Source organism: Delftia sp. WSY_22 (assembly GCF_043104185.1).
In the GTDB taxonomy this organism is placed as follows: domain Bacteria; phylum Pseudomonadota; class Gammaproteobacteria; order Burkholderiales; family Burkholderiaceae_C; genus Comamonas; species Comamonas tsuruhatensis.
Map to the genome: position 1 here is coordinate 200,914 of NZ_JBICKN010000006.1, position 18,311 is coordinate 219,224.

An 18,311-nucleotide genomic window follows, 5' to 3' on the forward strand; every position below is an offset into this window, starting at 1 on the left:
GGTGCTTACTCCAGCGTGAGTTTTTGCTGGGCAACCACCTTCTTGTAGGTCTCGTACTCTTCCTTGATCTGCTTGGCGAACTCTTCAGGCGAGTTGCCGATGACCAGGGAGCCCGTGTCCTCGATGCGCTTGCGCACGGCCGGGTCCTGCAGCACCTTGCGCACGGCGGCGTTGATCTTGTCCACCACATCCTTGGGCATGTTCTTGGGGCCCAGGATGCCGTAGTAGGCCATGCGGTTCACCGGCTCCAGGCCCACTTCCTTGAAGGTGGGCACATTGGGCAGCACGGCCAGGCGCTGGGGCGCGGCCACCACGATGGGCACCAGGCGGTTGTCCTTGATGAAGGGCAGGGCCGAGGGCAGGTTGTCCAGCACCATGGGCACCTGGCCCGCCACCACGTCGTTGAGCGCAGGGCCCGCGCCGCGGTAGGGGATGTGGGTGACGAAGGTGTTGGTCAGGCTCTTGTACAGCTCCATCAGCATGTGCTGGATGCCGCCCGTGCCCGAGGATGCATAGGAGTACTTGCCCTGGGACTTCTTGAGTTCGGCCTCGAAGCTCTTGTAGTCCTTGGCGGGGAACTTGGGGTTCACCGCGATCACGTTGGGCGTGGCCGCCACGTTGATGATGGGCGTGAAGTCCGTCAGCGTGTTGTACGAGATCTTGGGATTGATCGCGGGGTTGGTCGCCGTGGTCGAGACCGTGGCGATGCCCAGGCTGTAGCCATCGGGCTGCGAGCGAGCGGTTTCCATGGCGCCGATGACGCCACCGCCGCCGCCGCGGTTGTCCACCACCACGGGCTGGCCCAGTTCCTTGGTCAGGGGTTCGGCGATCACGCGGGCGATGATGTCGGTCGTGCCACCGGGGGCGAAGGGCACCACCAGCTTGATCGGCTTGGTGGGGTAGGCCTGGGCCAGGGCTCCGGTGCTTGCGAGGACCAGGGTCAGTCCCATCCAGCTGCGACGATTCATACAGGATCTCCTTTTGGGGGTCGTGTTGACGAAGAGGTTTTCATGGACATCCGCAAGGCCGTGCCTGCGGATGGATGGTCTGCGAAACGGAGGCTCGCAAACGCTGCCACGGAACAGCCATGTTGGGGCCTGGAGCCCGCTGCGCGCTTGACGGTCGTCAGGACCTGCGCTTTCGGATCGGCTGTGTGGACCCCAGCGATGCTAAGGCCCGGGGCCCGGTTGTCACAGTTTGTCGCAGCACTGATTTCCCGGTGTTTACCCCTAGCCTCGCGCCATGGTTTCTCGGGAGACGCGGCGACTGCGGGGTTGCGCTTATGCTCAGCCCCCGTGAACTACGCCGTGCTGCTCTTCCCCGATTTTTCGCTCATCGTGCTTGGCTACGTGCTGTGCCGCTTCACACAGCTCAATCGCACGGTCTGGCAGGCGGTGGAGGCGCTGGTGTACTACCTGCTGTTCCCGGTGCTGCTGTTCCACTCCATCGTCAAGAGCCCGGTGGACTGGGGTGCCACCTCCCACTTGCTGGCCGCTGGCGTGTGTGCGGCCCTGGTCGGCATCGGCCTGGCCTACAGCCTGCCCTGGTGGCCGGGCCTGCGCGGCCGGATCGATGTGCGCGAGCATGCCGGCGCCGTGCAGGTGGCGTTTCGCTTCAACTCCTTCATCGGCCTGGCGCTGGCCAGCCGTCTGGCGGGGCCTGAGGGCCTGCTGTTCATCTCGGTGCTGATCGGCGTGAGCGTGCCGCTGTGCAATATCGCGGCCGTCTGGCCCATGGCGCGCGGCAGCAACCAGCACTTCCTGGGGCAACTGGTGCGCAATCCGCTGATCGTGGGCACGCTGTCGGGCCTGGTGTTCAGCGCGCTGGGGCTGAAGCTGCCCGCACTGCTCGAGCCGTCAGTCTCCCGCATAGGCGCAGCCTCCATCGCGCTGGGCCTGATGTCGGCCGGCGCCGGCATGCAGTTCGGCGCGCTGGCCGCCGGCAAGCTGCTGGCCGTGTGCCTGCTGGCCGTGCGGCATCTGGTGCAGCCGCTGATCGCCTATGCCATGGTGCGGGCATTTGGCCTCAGCGGTGCGCAGGCCCTGATCCTCATGGCCTTCTCGGCCCTGCCCACCGCATCGTCGTGCTATGTGCTGGCCGCACGCATGGGCTACAACGGCTCGTATGTGGCGGGGCTGGTCACGCTGTCCACGCTGCTGGGCGTGCTCAGCCTGCCGTTTGCGCTGAGCCTGCTGCAGTTCTGATGCCGCTGGGCCGCGGCGCCCCTACAGCACGGCACGCATGTCGTCCGTGAAGGCGGCCGTGATGTCGTCCTGGCGTGCGCGCTTCCTGGCCACCATGGTGATGTCCACGTCATAGCTGAAGAGGGATTCGTCCAGCGCATGCAGCAGGCCGGCAGCCACATAGGGCGCCGCGTAGTGCTCGGGCAGGTAGCCCAGGTGGGCGCCTGACAGGATGAGGATGGCGGCCGCCTCCATGTTGTCCGCCTCCGAGGTGACATGGCGCGGGCGCCCCGTCAGCGGCGCCTGCGGCAGTGGATAGGTGCGCCAGGTCCAGTCGGCTTCGCCAGCCTCCTGCGCGCCGATGCGGCCCGCGCGCGCGGCAAAGGGATGGCTGGCGCTGCAATAGGCCACCTGCCTTTCGCTGAACAGCCGCGTGTATTCCAGCGCCGGGGCGCGGTGCAGGAAATAGCCCACGGCGACCTGCAGCTCATCGCGCAGCAGCATTTCCTCCAGCTCGCGCGGCCCGCGCACCAGCACAGACAGGCGCACGGCCTCATCGCGCTGGCGAAAGCGCTGTATGGCCCGCCCCATCAACGCGTTGTATTCCGTGGGTGCATTGCCGATCAGGCCGATGGCCAGGCTGCCGACCAGCTGCCTGTGCATGTTGCGCGCCTGCGCGCTGAATCCTTCCAGGCCCTGCAGCGCAGCGCGGGCCAGGTCGACGAAGCGCCGGCCCTTGGCCGTCAGGCGAAAGCCGCCGCGCCCGCGCTCGCACAGGCTGAACCCCAGGCGTGTCTCCAGCGTGGACAGCTGGCTGCTGAGCGTGGACTGCCCCACGCCAAGAATGGCCTGCGCAGCCGATACACCGCCCGCGTCGACGATGGCCAGAAAAACGCGCAGCAGCCGCAGGTCGAGATCTGAAACGGTATGGAGCATGGGGTTTTCACTCAGCAAAGATCGATGTTCATCGATGTTTGTAGATGGAACTTGAAATGGATGCAAGCCCGGCTGCTGTCTAGCATTCACGGCTGTTGCGGCGCGCTTCGGTTCACCGAAGCACGCTGCCAGCGCAGAACAAGAGGGGCGGTCCATGACATTCACTTGCGTGAATACCGCTGTTTCAGAAGGACCCTGCACACGGGGTCGGAACAAAAGGGGAGAGAGACCATGGTGCTTGATATCTCGGTGGTAGTGATCTACGCGGCAGCCATGCTGCTGCTGGGCTGGTACGGCATGCGCCGCGCGAAGACGCAGGAGGATTTTCTCGTGGCGGGCCGCAACCTCGGGCCGGGCCTGTACATGGGCACCATGGCTGCCACGGTGATCGGCGGGGCCAGCACGGTGGGCACGGTACGCCTGGGCTACGTGTACGGCATCTCGGGCTTGTGGCTGTGCGCGGCTCTGGGTGCGGGCCTGCTGGTGCTGAACCTGTTCCTGGCCAAGCCCCTGCTCAGGCTGCGCATCTGCACCGTGACCCAGGTGCTGGAGCGGCGCTACAGCGCCCGCACCCAGCAGGCCAGCGCACTGGTGATGCTGGCCTATGCGCTGATGCTGGCGGCCACGTCGGTGATCGCCATCGGCACCGTGATGCAGGTGCTGTTCGACCTGCCTCTGTGGATCTCCATCCTGGTGGGCGGGGGCGTCGTGGTCATCTACTCGGCCGTGGGCGGCATGTGGTCGCTGACGCTGACGGACATCGTGCAGTTCGTGATCAAGACCGCGGGCCTGATGCTGATCCTGCTGCCCATCTGCCTGTACCGCGTGGGCGGCTGGGACCAGCTGGTTGCACGGCTGCCTGCGTCCAGCTTCGATGTCACATACATCGGCTGGGACACCATCGCCACCTACTTCGTCATCTATTTCTTCGGAATCATGATCGGCCAGGACGTGTGGCAGCGCGTGTTCACGGCCCGCAGCGAACGCGTGGCCGCCGTGGCGGGCAGCCTCGCCGGCCTGTACTGCGTGGTCTACGGGCTGGTCGGCGCCCTGGTGGGCATGGCGGCGCGGGTGCTGCTGCCGGAACTGGACAATCCCAACAACGCCTTTGCCGCCATCGTGCAGGCCAGCCTGCCGGACGGCGTCCGCGGCCTGGTGATCGCTGCCGCGCTGGCCGCCATGATGTCCACCGCCAGCGCGGCCATGCTGGCGGGCTCCACCGTGCTGGCCGAAGACCTCGTGCCCCTGCTGCGGCAAGGCAAGCCTCTGGCCGATGTGCGCTGGCACCGGCTGCTGACGCTGCTGGTGGGCCTTGCCGTGCTCGGCATCGCCCTGGTGGTGGACGACGTGCTCAACGCCCTGACCACCGCCTACAACCTGCTCGTGGGCGGCATGCTGGTGCCGCTGATCGGCGCCATCTACTGGCGCCGGGCCACCACGGCCGGCGCCATCGCCAGCATGCTGCTGGGCTGCGCCACGGCAGTGGTCTTCATGGTCCGCGACGGATTGGCCGCCAACACGCCGATCTACGCCAGCCTGGCCATGAGCACGGCCAGTTTCATCCTCATCAGCCTGGCGCAGCGCTCGCAGCAGCGCTCCCTGTCGGGCATCCAATCCTGAACCAAGGGACACCCATGACCCTCTTTACTGCAGACAGGCTGGCGGCGCTGCGTGCGCGCTTCGGCGGAGACAACGAGTCCGTCATCCACGATCCGCATTTCCGCACCGTGGCCGCCCACATCATCGACGCCAGCGGCACGCGCAGCACACCCTACGCAGGCATTCCCACGCTGCTGGATGCCCCCATGCACCCCATGGACTGGAGCCGCCCGGACTTCGGCGAACTGCAGGCCGCGCTGATCGGCGTGCCCATGGACCTGGGCATCAGCAACCGCAGCGGCTGCCGCTTCGGGCCCAGGGCGCTGCGCGCGATAGAGCGCGTGGGCCCCTACAACCATGTACTCAGATCCGCGCCCACGCGCGAGCTGCGCGTGGCGGACATCGGCGACGTGCCGCTGTCCAGCCGCTACAGCCTGGAGCAGTCGCACCGCGACATAGAGTCGGCCTTCGCGAAGATCCATGCGGCCGGCGTGATTCCGCTGTCTGCGGGCGGAGACCACTCCATCACCCTGCCCATACTGCGCGCGCTGGGCCGCGACCGGCCACTGGCCCTGGTCCACTTCGATGCCCACTGCGATACTGGCGGCCCCTTCGACGGCAGCCGCTTCCACCACGGCGGCCCCTTTCGCCAGGCCGTGCTGGATGGCGTGCTCGACCCCACGCGGACCATACAGATCGGCATACGCGGTGCGGCCGAATATCTCTGGGAGTTCTCCTATGAGTCGGGCATGACGGTGATCCACGCAGAGGACCTTCCCGCGCTGGGCGTGGACGGCGTCATTGCCCGCGCACGCGAGGTGGTGGGCGATGCGCCCGTCTACGTCTCCTTCGACGTCGACTGCCTGGACCCGGCCTTTGCGCCCGGCACGGGCACGCCCGAGGTGGGAGGCCTGACGGTGCGCGAAGCCCAGGCCATGGTGCGCGGCCTGGCCGGCATCCACATCGTGGGCGGTGACGTGGTCGAGGTCTCGCCCGCCTACGACGCCACCACCAACACCGCCCATGCGGGCGCGCAGATGCTGTTCGAAATCCTCAGCCTGATCTGCGCACGCCACGCCGACCGAGGCGCCGCAAGCCCTGTCTAGGTGCCCGCCCCGTCCCCGTGCCAAGTGGACGACCCCATGCCCTCCGCCCCCGGCTCACGCAGCAGCTCCAGCGGCGTGCTGCCGTAGCGTGCCCTGAAGCGCCGGGAAAAATGCGCGAGCGAGTTGAAGCCGCAGCGCTGCGAGATTTCCGTGACGCCCAGCGTTCCCGGCTTCGCTGCGCGCAGCAGCGCATGGGCGCGCTCCAGTCGATAGTCCATGAGTTCGGCGCTGAGGCTGGTGCCTTCGCGCGACAGCCGCGATTGCAGCGAGCGCACGGAAAGTCCCAGCCTCGATGCCACGCGCTCCGGCCCCAGCGCCGGGTCCGGATATTGGCGGGCGATCAATTGGCGCACCCGGCACAACAGCACGTGCATGGGCGCGTCAGGCCGGGCTGCAGCCATTTCGGCCCCGGCCTGCAGCACGGTCTTCAAGGTGTTGATGACCAGATCGGAAAGCTGCGCGGACTCGCCCTCGGGCAGGGGCGCCTGCCATGCATGGATCAGTTGCATCTGCTGGACGAGCAGCTGCAACGACGCGCAGTCAGGCAGGCTGCGTGCCAGCAGTTGCGAAGCCATGCCTGCGCACGAATCGATCAGCGCCAGCGGCACGGCCAGCACGAGCAGGTCCACGGCTTCGTCCTGCCAGATGCGGTAGCCGCACCGCTCGTCCAGCAGGAACAGTTGGCCGGGCTGCGCATGCGACTCGCCGCCCGCAACCACCGCGCCCGGCCCATCGAGCGCAGACACCCGGGCGCGACCCTTGAGGTAGAGCAGGCACAGCAGGCTGGCCGGGCTCGCGCGCTGGCAACCCGCCTGCAGGCGCTGCATGCCGTGGCCCGCCGCCATCTGGATGCGGTTGAACACCACCGCGCCCACGCCACGCGATGTGAGCACGGCCTCGAAGCGCTCGGGCCGCGCCACCAGGGGCGTGTGCGGCATCTGCGCCTCACGGCTGGCATCGCTCCAGAATTGCGCTCGCCCCAGGGGGGCGACATGCATCGTGGACCACCGGTTGTATGTCATACATTCCTCGCCCGGCGCGCAGCGCGCGGCCTGTTTTTGTGAGGGGCTGTGCGGGGAAGTCGATCGCGCCCCGGGGACTCGGGCAGACGGACCGACGACAGGGCCACGCGGCAGCATGAACCCTGGATTTTCGGGATTCCGGCGCCATCAGGCCATTGGACCATTCTGAAAATCGGCAGTCGACCGGGATGAATTCCTAGGCCGTTGCGCCGAAGCGGCCCGGATCACCGCGCGATGGCTGGCAGCCGCTCGCTCCACAGCGTGGACTGGTTGCGGCCATTGCGCTTGGAGTAGTACAGCGCCGCATCGGCCCGCTCCAGGCAGCCCTGGGCCGATGCATCGCTGCGCTGCAACTCGTACACGCCCAGGCTGATGGTGATGTGCAGGTCTCCGGCCTTGCCCGCATCGATGGCCTGCCCGGCAATGGCTTCGCGCAGGCTTTCGGCGCGCCGCAGGCCCACCTCCGCATTGGTGTCGGACAGCAGCACAGCGAATTCCTCGCCGCCCAGCCGGCCCACCATGTCTTCCCTGCGCATCTCCTGCGCCACCGAGGCCAGCAGTTCCTTGAGCACGATGTCGCCCACCGCGTGGCCGTAGCCGTCGTTCACCTGCTTGAAGTGGTCTATGTCCAGCATGATCAGCGTGGAATGCGCGACCAGGCCGCTGCGCAGATGGTCCAGCTCCATCGCCAGCCGCTCCAGGAAGGCGCGGCGGTTGGGAATGCCGGTCAGCGCGTCGGTCAGCGCCAGCGTTTCCAGCTGGGATTCGCGCTGCTGCCGCTCCGTCGCATCGTGGAAGACCCAGCAATGGCCGATGGAGCGGTCGCCGTCGCGCAGCTGCATGCCCTCGATCTCCACATAGTGGCCATCGGGCAGCGCATGCAGGGAGCGGCCGGCCACGGGCCCTGCGCTGAGTACGTCCGCCACCGACGCCGGCAGCAGCTGGATCAGCGCCGGCATGCCCAGCCCCACAAGGGCGGCAGGCGCCATGTCCAGTTGCAGGGCAGCGGCCAGCATGCGGTTGGCCGCCAGCACATGGCGGCCCTGCGCGTCGGTGACCAGGATGCCTGCGGGAAAGCGGTCGATGATGGCCTCCAGCCGGTGCTGGGTCTCGGCCAGCGCGGTCTCGGCGCGCCGGCGCGCATCGGTGTCGATCATGGTCCAGATGACGCGGCCATCGTCCTCGTCGGGGTCCAGCAGCGAGCCCTGCATGTCGAACCAGTGGTCCGAGCCCGACGGCATGCGCAGGATCCATTCCGTGCGCACCGTGCCGCGTGCGTTGAGCTGCCCGTACAGCTGGCCGAAGCGTTCGAAACTCTCGTCGCTGACATGCAGCGAGCGCAGGTTCACGCCACCGGGCAGCCGCTCCGTCTCGATCTGGAAGGTCTGCGCCGCGCGCTCGTTGGCATAGAGGATTTCGCGCTGGGGACCGGCCATCACGATGAGGGCGCTGCCCCGGTCCAGCAAGGCCTTGATCAGGCGGGACTGCTCCACGCGCTGCTGTATGTCGGTGTGCGTGCCCAGCATGCGCACGGGCTTGCCGTCGGCATCGCGCTGGGTGATCTCGCCGCGCGACTCCACCCACAGCCAGCTGTCGGCCGAGCCGCGCAGCCGCATCTCCACACGGAAGTCGGCACCGGCCTCGGCATGGCGCTGCAGCCGCGCCAGCACGCGCGCCCTGTCCGAGGGATGGACCATCGCGCAGAAGGCGTCGTAGTTCATGGGGAACTGGCCTGCCTCGAAGCCCAGCATCTGGTAGCAGCGCGCATCCCACTCCACATGGCCGCTGCGGCAGTCCCACTCCCACAGGCCGTCACGCACGGCGCCCACCGTCAGGCGCAGGCGCTCCTCGCTGTGGCGTATGGATTCCTGTATGGCCTGGTCCTGCGTGACGTCGTGCACATAGCCATGCCACAGCAGCGAGCCGTCTTCCTCCTGCTGCGGCCGGGCGTGGCCGTGCAGCCAGCGCAGCTCGCCTCCAGGCCCGTAGACGCGGTATTTGTGCTCCCAGACATCCTTGCGCCCCACGCTGTCCTGCACCGAGGTCGCCAGGGCGGGCAGATCCTCGGGGTGCACGCGCTTGAGCAGTTCATGGTCGGCGAACCGGACGGCGTCGGCCCTTGCGCCATGCAGCTCGAAGAACCCCGGGCTGGTGAAGGGAAACTGGAACTGGCCATCCGCGCCGATGCGGAACTGGAACAGCCCCCCGGGCACCTCCTGCGCCAGCCGCGCGAAGCGCCGCTCGCCCTGCAGCCGCATGCGCTCGCTGAGCTGGCGCTGGCGCGCCAGCCACAGCGTCAGCAGTACGGCCAGCAGCAGCACCGCCGTGCCTATGCCATTGCGCAGCAGGCCGCGCTCCAGCGATTCCTCCAGCGATTCGAAGATGGCCTTCTTGTCCAGCCCTGCGCTGACGATCAGCGGATAGCCCTCCACCCTGCTCCAGGCATACATGCGCAGCACGCCATCGACCGAGGACTCGGCCTCGTAGGTGCCGCGCTCCATGGCCGGCGCGAACTGTGACACTCGCACATCGGAGACCGAACGCCCCATCACCTCGTCCTGTCCCTGCGAGCGCGCCAGATAGACACCGTCGGTGCGCAGCAGCAAGATCACGTCCTTGGCGCCATCGAAGATGGACTGGAAATACCCCGAGACGTAGTCGGGCGACAGCGACAGCACCAGCACGCCCGAGAAGCGCCCCTGGCGGTACAGCGCGCGGCTCAGCTGTATGGTCCATTTATGGGAGACGCGCCCCTGCACGGGCCGGCCGATGAACATCCCCATGGTCTCGCGGTTGGCATGGACCTGGAAATGCTCCCGGTCGCGGATCGAGACCTTGGCGGCCCGGGTCTGCGCATCCTGCTGCAGATTGGAGTAGACGATGTCCCCGCTCTCGTCGGCCACGGCGATCTGCAGGAAGGTGCCGGCCGGATAGGCATCGAAGGTGGTCTGCACGGCATGCTGAAAGACGTCGGCCTCGCCATCGGCAAAGTCGGACTCCAGGCCGCGCATGGTGTAGTCCAGGCCAGACAGCAGGGTCTGCACCTGCACCGAAACCGCATGCGACATCTGCCCCACGCGCAGCCAGGACTGGGCTTCGGTGAAGTTTCGCTGCGTGCGATGGCTGTCCACCAGCACCGTCCAGTACGCCACCGTGGCCAGCAGCACGCAGCACAGGCCTACCCAGACGGCCACGGCGGTCTGGGTGAGAGGTTCGGCGTTCAGCAGACGGAAAGGCTTTGCGCGCATATCGAACACCATGTTGAGTCACACAGACCCCGCGCCCTCAGGGGCGGTGGCCCGCAACAGGCCGCCGGGGAGCCCTCAGACTGAGCGCAACAATTGTTTCACACACCAGCGCCCCGGCTTATCAGCTCAATCCGATCTTTGCGACAGTGCCCAGGCCACATGCTCGCGCACCATGGCGTCGGGATGTTCGGCGCGGCTGGCCAGCGCCTGGCGCAGTGCCGTATCGCCGGTTTCACGCCAGGCGTTTCCCAGCGCCACGGCCACGTTGCGCAGCCAGCGCGCATGGCCTATGCGCCGGATGGGGCTGCCTTCGGTCAGGCGCAGGAAGGTCGCCTCGTCCCAGGCGAAGAAGTGCACCAGCTGCCCGCCAGCCAGAATCTCGCGCGCATCGAAATCAGGCAGGCGGCTGGGCTGGGCAAACTTGTTCCAGGGGCAGGCCAGCTGGCAGTCGTCGCAGCCATAGATGCGATTGGCCATCAGCGGCCGCAACTCCTCGGGAATGGCGCCCGAATGCTCGATGGTCAGGTAGGAGATGCAGCGCCGCGCATCCACCCGGTGCGGCGCCACGATGGCGCCCGTGGGGCAGGCCGTGATGCAGGCCGCGCAGCTGCCGCAGTGCGCGGTCACCGGCGCCGTGGGCTCCAGCGCCAGATCCACATAGATCTCGCCCAGGAAGAACATGGAGCCTGCCTCGCGGTTGAGCACCAGCGTGTGCTTGCCACGCCAGCCCTGGCCGCTGCGCCGGGCCAGCTCGGCCTCCAGCACGGGAGCGGAATCGGTGAAGGCGCGGTGGCCGAAGGGGCCGACCTCCTGGGCGATGCGCTCTGCCAGCTTCTGCAGCCGGTTGCGCAGCACCTTGTGGTAGTCGCGGCCCCGGGCATAGACGGAGACGATGCCCTCGGCGGGCCGCTGCAGCCTCTCCCACTCCATGGCCTGCCAGGCGCCGGGCGCGTCGGCGGGCGTGTCGCGCGGCAGGTAGTCCATGCGGGCCGTGATCACGCTCACGGTGCCCGGCACCAGCTCGGCAGGCCGCGCGCGGCGCAGTCCGTGGGCCTGCATATAGTCCATCTCGCCATGGAACCCCTGGGCCAGCCACTGCATCAAACCCGGCTCCGCAGACGACAAATCCACGCCAGCCACGCCAATTTGGGAAAATCCCAGTTCGCGGGCCCAGCCTTGCATCAAAGGAACCAATTGACTGCTGCACAACATACTCCCTCGATTGTAGAAAGCGCCCGGCCGCAGGATGCGGAAACTGCGGGCCATCGCTGGATATGGGGCAGCGAGGAAGACACGCAGCGGTTTGCGCAGCAGCTCGCGGACCATCCGGCGCTGCGCAATGCCTACGTCACGCTGCACGGCGACCTGGGCGCCGGCAAGACCACGCTGGTGCGGCACTGGCTGCGCGCACTGGGCGTGCAGGGCCGCATCAAAAGCCCCACCTATGCCGTGGTGGAGCCGCACGAGGCGCCGGGCCTGTCCATCTGGCATTTCGACTTCTACCGCTTCGACGATCCGCGCGAGTGGGAGGATGCAGGATTTCGCGATATTTTCGCCAGCCCCGGTCTCAAGCTGGCAGAATGGCCCGAAAAGGCCGCAGCGCTTACGCCTGCGGCAGATATAGCTATTCATATCGAAGCAATCGACGAGACGCAGCGCCAGGTGAGCCTGATCGCCGGCACGCCCGTCGGACGCGTCGTGATCGAAGCACTCAAGGCATGAGCGACGCCCAATCCTTCTCCTATCCGTCCGGCCTGTCGCGCCGCAACCTGCTGCAGGCGGGCTCCATCGTGCTGCTGCTGGGCCGCCAGCACATTGCGCACGGCGCCACCATCGTGGCCGTGCGCGTCTGGCCTGCGCCAGAGTACACGCGCGTGACCATCGAGTCCGACCGGCCGCTGGCTGCCAAGCAGTTCTTCGTGGACCAGCCGCCTCGGCTGGCCGTGGACATCGAAGGCATCGACCTCAATCCCGCGCTGCGCGAGCTGGTCGCCAAGGTGCGCTCCGACGACCCCAACATCGCATCCATCCGCGTGGGCCAGAACTCGCCCAGCGTGGTGCGCCTGGTGATCGATCTCAAGCAGCCCGCCAAGCCCCAGGTCTTCACCCTGCAGCCGGTGGCGGCCTACAAGCACCGGCTGGTGTTCGACCTGTACCCGGCCAAGGCCGTGGACCCGCTGGAGGCGCTGATCAGCGAGCGCCTGCGTGATGCCTCCGGCGACGACACCGCCGTGGCGGCGGCACCTCCACCACCTCCTGCACCCGCAATGCCCCGCCCCCCAGGCGCCGCGGCGCCGGCCCCCGACCCCCTGGGCGACCTGATCGCCCAGCACAGCGGCGGCCCGGGCGGCAAGACGCCTGCGCCGCCGCCTGCCGTGATCGCGCAGGCGCCGGCTCCCGCGGCTGCGCCGCGTCCTCCTGCCCCAGCGCCTGCACCCGTTCCGGCGCCTGCCCCCATTGCCGCGCCCAACATCGCCACCTCGCGCCAGACCGACCGCATCATCATCGTGGCGCTGGACCCGGGCCACGGCGGCGAGGACCCCGGCGCCACCGGCCCCAGCGGCACGCGCGAGAAGGATGTGGTGCTCAAGATCGCCCACCTGCTGCGCGACCGCATCAACAACACCCGCATCGGCGGCAGCCCCATGCGCGCCTTCATGACGCGCGACGCCGACTTCTTCGTGCCGCTGGCCACCCGCGTCGAGAAAGCCCGGCGCGTTCAGGCCGACCTTTTCATCAGCATCCATGCCGATGCCTTCACCACGCCAGCTGCGCGTGGCGCCAGCGTCTTTGCGCTCAGCGACAAGGGCGCATCCAGCACGGCCGCGCGCTGGCTGGCCAACAAGGAAAACCAGTCCGACCTCGTGGGCGGGCTGAACATGGGCTCGCAGGACCAGCACGTGCAGCGCATGCTGCTGGACATGAGCACCACGGCCCAGATCAAGGACAGCCTCAAGCTCGGCGGCGCCCTGCTGGGCGAGATCGGCAACATGGCCAAGCTGCACAAGCCGCGCGTGGAGCAGGCCGGCTTTGCCGTGCTCAAGGCGCCCGACATCCCCAGCGTGCTGGTGGAGACCGCCTTCATCAGCAACCCCGAGGAAGAAGCCCGGCTGCGCAGCAGCGCCTACCAGGTGCAGCTGGCCGACGCGCTGATGCGCGGCATCCGCAACTACTTCGCGCACAACCCGCCGCTGGCCCGCAGCCGCTCCGTCTGAGCCGCGAGGGTTGCCACAGGCACGGCGGCATGCCGTCCGCCGCCGCTGTCGGACAGGCAGGACCGGACGCTTCCAAACCGCCCGGCCCCAGCTCGGGCAACTCTCCTACCACGGCCGCAGGCCGTGAATGAGAGCATGCCAACATGTTCCACACAATGCTTGCGCCACCATCCATCCGCCGAAGCAACGCAGGCCACGACAGGAGATGAACATGAAGACACGCCTTTATTCCATTGCCGCCGCTGCCGCCATTGCCTTGTTCTCTGCCGGCTGTTCCACCAACCCCAGCAACGCCCAGATCGGTACCGGCGTCGGCGCCGTGGCCGGTGGTGTGGTGGGTGACGCACTGTTCGGCAGCACGCTGGGCACCGTGGGCGGCGCAGCCGCCGGCGCACTCATCGGCAACGAGGTGGGCAAGCGCAACGACCGCCGCTGACCCCTGCCGCCGCCGTTCGGCCACTGAACGTAAAAGCCCCTTGCGCCATCACGGCGCAAGGGGCTTTTTGCTGTGCGCTGAAGGCTCAGGAAGCCGTCTTGGGCGCGCGGCCCGCGCGCCATGCGCCGAAGATGGCGATCAGGCCCGGCACCAGGATCAGGCCCCAGATGATCTTCTCCAGGTTCTCGCGCACCCAGGGCAGGTTGCCGAAGAAATAGCCGGCGGCGCTGATGCCGAACACCCAGACAATGGCTCCGCCCACGTTGAAGGCCGTGAACTTGCCTCGGTCCATGGCAGCCACACCGGCCACGAAGGGGGCAAAGGTGCGGATGAACGGCATGAAGCGCGCCAGCACGATGGTGATGCCGCCGTAGCGCTCGTAGAACGCATGGGCCTGGTCGAAGGCACGCCGGTTGAACCAGCGCGAATCCTCCCACTGGAACACCTTGGGCCCTATGTAGCGGCCTATGGTGTAGTTGCACTGGTCGCCCAGCACGGCCGCCACCAGCAGCACGGTGCAGGCGATCGAATAGTCCATCAGCCCCACGCCGCACAGCGCGCCGACGATGAACAGCAGCGAGTCGCCGGGCAGAAAGGGCATGACCACCACGCCCGTCTCCACGAAGACGATGAGAAACAGCAGCGCATACACCCAGGGTCCATAGGCCACGACGAAGGCCTCCAGGTGCTTGTCTATGTGCAGGATGAAGTCGATCAGGAACTGAATGATTTCCAAAAGAAGGTCCTCCGCGGCGGGCGCCGCACCGGCCCGTACTGTACTTCGCCGGCATGCCCCCACAGCCGAGCCAGAGCCGATCGCACCGCCGCGCACACCGGCGCTTGCATGGAACTACAAATGCTTGGAATCGCGCCTGTTTTGTTACACAACTTGATAAAACTCTACGAAAAACTCACGAGTGCGTCAGCTTTTTGCAGGCAAAGTCCTTGCATGCCGTCGGCACCGCCGGCCCGGCCTCACCACCATCATCAGGACAAAAGGAAGCAAGCCATGAACAAGACCCTTCGCACCTTCGAGCGCATGACTGAACGCAAGTCGGGCACCACCATGGGCCGCAGCCTGGCCGTCGCCGCCCTTGTGGCCGGCGCACTGGCCCTGGGCGGCTGCGCCCACCGTCCCAACAACGCGCAGCTGGGCACGGGCGTGGGTGCCGTGGCCGGTGGCGTGCTGGGCAGTGCCCTGTTCGGCACCACGCTGGGAACCGTGGGCGGCGCGGCCGCCGGTGCGCTGGTCGGCAACCAGATGGGCAGCAACAGCGACCGCGCCGGCCGCCGCCGCTGAGGCCGCGCGGCCCCGTCCGCTCTCATCAAAGAGTGCCCCCGGCTCTGGCCTTTGTGGCCGGGGACGCCTCTTGGAGCCGCCTGTGCGGCTCCTTTTTTTGCGCGTGCCCAAGGCACTCCGACCCCATTCCCACAGGCACCAAGCGGTGGATGCGAGCCCCTAGAATTGCCCTGTGAACGCATCCACCCCCTCCCCCGACACCCTTCCCCGCCGCCCCATCCGCGACCTGCCCGACGAGCTGATCAGCCAGATCGCGGCCGGCGAAGTCGTCGAGCGTCCTGCCTCGGTGGTGCGCGAACTCGTGGACAACGCCCTGGATGCCGGTGCCCGCCAGATCAACGTGCGGCTGCTGGCCGGCGGCGTGCGGCTGATCTCGGTGGAGGACGACGGCGGCGGCATCCCGCGCGATGAGCTGCCCGTGGCATTGCGCCGCCATGCCACCAGCAAGATCACCGATCTGCACGATCTGGAGACCGTGGCCACCATGGGCTTTCGCGGCGAGGCGCTGGCGGCCATCTGCTCGGTGTCGGAGGCGTCCATTCTCTCGCGCCCTGCGGGCCAGGACTCGGCCTATCTGCTCGACGCGCGCAGCGGCGAGCTGCGCCCCGCCGCGCGCAACCAGGGCACGACGGTCGAGGTCAAGGAGCTGTTCTTCTCCACGCCGGCCCGCCGCAAATTCCTCAAGAGCGATGCCACGGAGCTGGCCCACTGCATAGAGTCCGTGCGCCGCCATGCCCTGGCCCGGCCCGACGTGGGCTTTGCCATCTGGCACGAAGGCAAGCTGGTCGAGCAGTGGCGTGCCGCCGGCAGCATGTCGGACGAAGCCCTTGCGCGCCGCCTGGGCGATGTGCTGGGCGACGCCTTCGTGCAGAACTCCGTGACCGTGGAGCACTGGTCGGGCGCCGTCCATGTCACGGGCCGCGCGGGCATTCCCGATGCGGCGCGCTCCCGGCCCGACCACCAGTTCTGCTACGTCAATGGCCGCTTCGTGCGCGACAAGGTGCTGACCCACGCCTCGCGCAGCGCCTACGAGGATGTGCTGCACGGCCACAAGCAGCCCGTGTATGCGCTGTATGTGGAGATCGCCCCCGCGCGCGTGGACGTGAACGTGCACCCCACCAAGATCGAAGTACGCTTTCGCGACAGCCGCGAGGTGCACCAGGCCGTGCGCCACGCCATAGAGAACGCGCTGGCCGCACCGCGTGCCGCCGCAGCAGCCGCTGCGGCTGCCGAAGAGGCCGCGCGCACGCCCGAGCTTGCGCCCGCCGCTGCGGCAGCGCCGGCCACGGCGCCCAAGGCATCCATGCCCGCCTGGCCCCAGGCCCGCATGAGCTTTGGCGATGAGCAAGGCGGCCACAAGGTCAGCAATATGGCGGGGCTGTGGGCCCCCATGCGCGAGGCCGCAGCCGCAACGGTTGCAAGTCCGGCCCAGGCCTTGGCCGCCGAGCAGCCAGCCGTGCTCGCCGTACCCGCTGTGCCCACTGCTGCCCTGGCCCCCGTCAGCTACGCGCCCCCGGCTTACGCGCCGGCCGTCCAGTCCCCGACTGTTGCCGTTGCCGAGCCTGCTCCTGCGGATTTCTCTGCGCCCCGCACATCATCCGCAGCGGCCCCGGCAGCGTCCGACGAGCCCGTCTGGCCCCTGGGCCGCGCCGTCGCCCAGATCCACGGCGTCTACATCCTGGCCGAGAATGCCCAGGGCATGGTCGTGGTGGACATGCATGCGGCGCACGAGCGCATCGTCTACGAGCAGCTCAAGAATGCCGTCAATGCGGCAGAACAGATCCCCAGCCAGCCGCTGCTGATTCCCGCCACCTTCGCCGCCACGCCCGAGGAAGTGGCCACGGCCGAGGCCCATGGCGACACGCTGCAGGCGCTGGGCATGGAAGTCTCGCCCTTCTCTCCCAAGACCCTGGCCGTGCGTGCCGTGCCCGCCACCCTGGCCCAGGGCGATGCCGTGGAGCTGGCGCGCAGCGTGCTGGCCGAGCTGGCCCAGCACGACGCCAGCACCGTGGTGCAGCGCGCGCGCAATGAGATCCTGGCCACCATGGCCTGCCACGGCGCCGTGCGCGCCAACCGCCGCCTGACGCTGGACGAGATGAACGCCCTGCTGCGCCAGATGGAAGTCACCGAACGCTCCGACCAATGCAACCACGGCCGCCCCACCTGGCGGCAGATGAGCATGAAGGAGCTGGACGCGCTGTTCCTGCGCGGCCGGTAAACCGCCCCGGCAACACTCAGTCGCGCATTTTTGCGAAGGCCGCGAGTTGCTCGTATTTGCGGTCTTCCTCGGCGATCAGGCGCGCCAGGTCCTCGCGGCCCGTGGCCGGCACCATGCCGGCATCTTCCAGGCGCTTGCGCACGGCGGGCTCGGCCAGCGCCTCCTGCAGCGCAGCGGTGATGCGCTGGGCCGTGTCCGCAGGCAGGGCGCGCGGCGCCATCAGCGCAAACCAGCCCACCAATTCATAGCCGCGCAGCGGCGCCAGCTCGGCCATGGCCGGAACCTGGGGCAAGGCGGACAGGCGCTGCGCGCTGGTGACCGCCAGCGGCACGATGCGCCCGCTCTGCAGGAACGGTTGCGCCGCCGTGGGCGAGAGCACGGCCAGGTCCAGGCTGCCGCCCGCCAGGTCGCTGGTCAGCGGCGCCACGCCCCGGTAGGGCACATGGGCGATGGAGATGCCCGCGCGCTGGTTGAGCAGCTCTCCCGCGAAATGCAGGGTCGATCCCACGCCCGAGCTGCCGTAGCTGAGCTTGCCGGGCTGGCGGCGCGCCAGCTCCAGCAGGTCGGCCATGCTCTTCACGCCCAGGCCGGGGCGTGAGGCCAGGATCAGCGGGCTGGTGGCCACCAGGCCCAGCGGCGTGAAATCGCGGCGCCCGTCATAGCGCTGCGCGGGGTTGACGATGCGCGTGGCCACCAGCTCGTTGCTGGCCCCCACCAGCAGCGTGTAGCCATCGGCCGGTGCCGAGGCCACGCGCTGGGCCGCAATGGCACCCGCCGCTCCGCCCACGTTGTCCACCACCACCGTGCCGCGCAGCCGCGCAGCCAGCCCATCCCCCACCACGCGCGCCGCCAGGTCCACCGAACCACCGGCCGGGTATCCGACGACCAGCTTCAAGGGCTTGGAGGGGAAGCTGCCCTGAGCAGCGGCCGGCAGGACCAGCCCCAGCGCGGCTGCGCCCAGGAGGCTGCGGCGGCTCAGGACCTGGCGGGCCTCGGAGGAGAGAGGAAATGCAGTGCGCATGGTGGCAATCGCAGGTGAAGTCGTGAA

The 18,311-nt window shown here is 68.2% G+C and carries 15 protein-coding genes; 8 read left to right on the forward strand and 7 right to left on the reverse strand.

All coding sequences use genetic code 11. The annotated features are described in order from the left end of the window. Positions 1-5: 5 nt before the first annotated feature. Positions 6-968, reverse strand: coding sequence for a tripartite tricarboxylate transporter substrate binding protein BugE (locus tag ACF8NF_RS01570; protein WP_016447654.1), 963 nt, complete (start codon positions 966-968; stop codon positions 6-8). A 327-nt stretch (positions 969-1,295) separates the two neighbouring features. Between ACF8NF_RS01570 and ACF8NF_RS01575 the strand changes: the two genes are divergently transcribed. Beyond that, positions 1,296-2,204, forward strand: coding sequence for an AEC family transporter (locus tag ACF8NF_RS01575; RefSeq protein WP_047219406.1), 909 nt, complete (start codon positions 1,296-1,298; stop codon positions 2,202-2,204). A gap of 21 nt (positions 2,205-2,225) precedes the next feature. Here the strand turns inward: ACF8NF_RS01575 and ACF8NF_RS01580 are convergent, their stop codons facing one another. After that, positions 2,226-3,119, reverse strand: coding sequence for a LysR family transcriptional regulator (locus ACF8NF_RS01580; RefSeq protein WP_016447656.1), 894 nt, complete (start codon positions 3,117-3,119; stop codon positions 2,226-2,228). 231 nt (positions 3,120-3,350) lie between these two features. Here ACF8NF_RS01580 and ACF8NF_RS01585 point away from each other — a divergent pair, with 231 nt between their 5' ends. Together ACF8NF_RS01585 and speB are read left to right on the forward strand one after the other, a co-directional pair. Beyond that, entirely contained in the window at positions 3,351-4,739 is a 1,389-nt protein-coding gene (locus tag ACF8NF_RS01585) for a sodium:solute symporter (protein ID WP_016447657.1), read from the forward strand. Positions 4,740-4,753: 14 nt separating this feature from the next. Continuing rightward, the gene (gene speB, locus ACF8NF_RS01590) at positions 4,754-5,824 is read left to right on the forward strand and encodes an agmatinase (protein ID WP_392449961.1); all 1,071 of its coding nucleotides are present in this window, start codon (positions 4,754-4,756) and stop codon (positions 5,822-5,824) included. On the opposite strand, the gene ACF8NF_RS01595 is transcribed toward speB, so the two are convergent. From ACF8NF_RS01595 to queG, 3 genes are all read right to left on the reverse strand, one after another. Then, a complete protein-coding gene (locus ACF8NF_RS01595) occupies positions 5,821-6,846 on the reverse strand; it encodes a helix-turn-helix transcriptional regulator (RefSeq protein WP_016451241.1) in 1,026 nt (341 codons plus the stop codon). The genes speB and ACF8NF_RS01595 overlap by 4 nt on opposite strands. Before the next feature lie 224 nt (positions 6,847-7,070). Continuing rightward, the gene (locus ACF8NF_RS01600; protein WP_392449962.1) at positions 7,071-10,106 is read right to left on the reverse strand and encodes a diguanylate cyclase; all 3,036 of its coding nucleotides are present in this window, start codon (positions 10,104-10,106) and stop codon (positions 7,071-7,073) included. A 114-nt stretch (positions 10,107-10,220) separates the two neighbouring features. Further along, entirely contained in the window at positions 10,221-11,276 is a 1,056-nt protein-coding gene (gene queG, locus ACF8NF_RS01605; RefSeq protein ID WP_203400530.1) for a tRNA epoxyqueuosine(34) reductase QueG, read from the reverse strand. A 12-nt stretch (positions 11,277-11,288) separates the two neighbouring features. Between queG and tsaE the strand changes: the two genes are divergently transcribed. From tsaE to ACF8NF_RS01620, 3 genes are all read left to right on the forward strand, one after another. Next, entirely contained in the window at positions 11,289-11,816 is a 528-nt protein-coding gene (gene tsaE / locus ACF8NF_RS01610) for a tRNA (adenosine(37)-N6)-threonylcarbamoyltransferase complex ATPase subunit type 1 TsaE (RefSeq protein ID WP_203400529.1), read from the forward strand. After that, positions 11,813-13,309, forward strand: coding sequence for an N-acetylmuramoyl-L-alanine amidase (locus ACF8NF_RS01615; RefSeq protein ID WP_016447664.1), 1,497 nt, complete (start codon positions 11,813-11,815; stop codon positions 13,307-13,309). Before tsaE ends, ACF8NF_RS01615 begins: the two co-directional genes overlap by 4 nt. Before the next feature lie 211 nt (positions 13,310-13,520). Further along, entirely contained in the window at positions 13,521-13,745 is a 225-nt protein-coding gene (locus ACF8NF_RS01620) for a glycine zipper domain-containing protein (protein ID WP_016447665.1), read from the forward strand. An 85-nt stretch (positions 13,746-13,830) separates the two neighbouring features. Here ACF8NF_RS01620 and ACF8NF_RS01625 read toward each other — a convergent pair whose 3' ends face one another. After that, entirely contained in the window at positions 13,831-14,481 is a 651-nt protein-coding gene (locus ACF8NF_RS01625) for a DedA family protein (protein ID WP_016447666.1), read from the reverse strand. A 273-nt stretch (positions 14,482-14,754) separates the two neighbouring features. Here ACF8NF_RS01625 and ACF8NF_RS01630 point away from each other — a divergent pair, with 273 nt between their 5' ends. Next, on the forward strand, positions 14,755-15,045 hold the full coding sequence (locus tag ACF8NF_RS01630) for a glycine zipper 2TM domain-containing protein (RefSeq protein WP_016451238.1): 291 nt from the start codon (positions 14,755-14,757) through the stop codon (positions 15,043-15,045). 172 nt (positions 15,046-15,217) lie between these two features. Next, positions 15,218-17,263: a DNA mismatch repair endonuclease MutL gene (gene mutL / locus ACF8NF_RS01635; RefSeq protein ID WP_392449964.1), complete on the forward strand. Its 2,046-nt coding sequence runs from the start codon at positions 15,218-15,220 to the stop codon at positions 17,261-17,263. Between the two features lie 16 nt (positions 17,264-17,279). Here mutL and ACF8NF_RS01640 read toward each other — a convergent pair whose 3' ends face one another. Then, complete coding sequence (locus tag ACF8NF_RS01640) at positions 17,280-18,284, reverse strand: Bug family tripartite tricarboxylate transporter substrate binding protein (RefSeq protein ID WP_392449965.1); 1,005 nt, start codon at positions 18,282-18,284, stop codon at positions 17,280-17,282. Positions 18,285-18,311 lie beyond the last annotated feature (27 nt).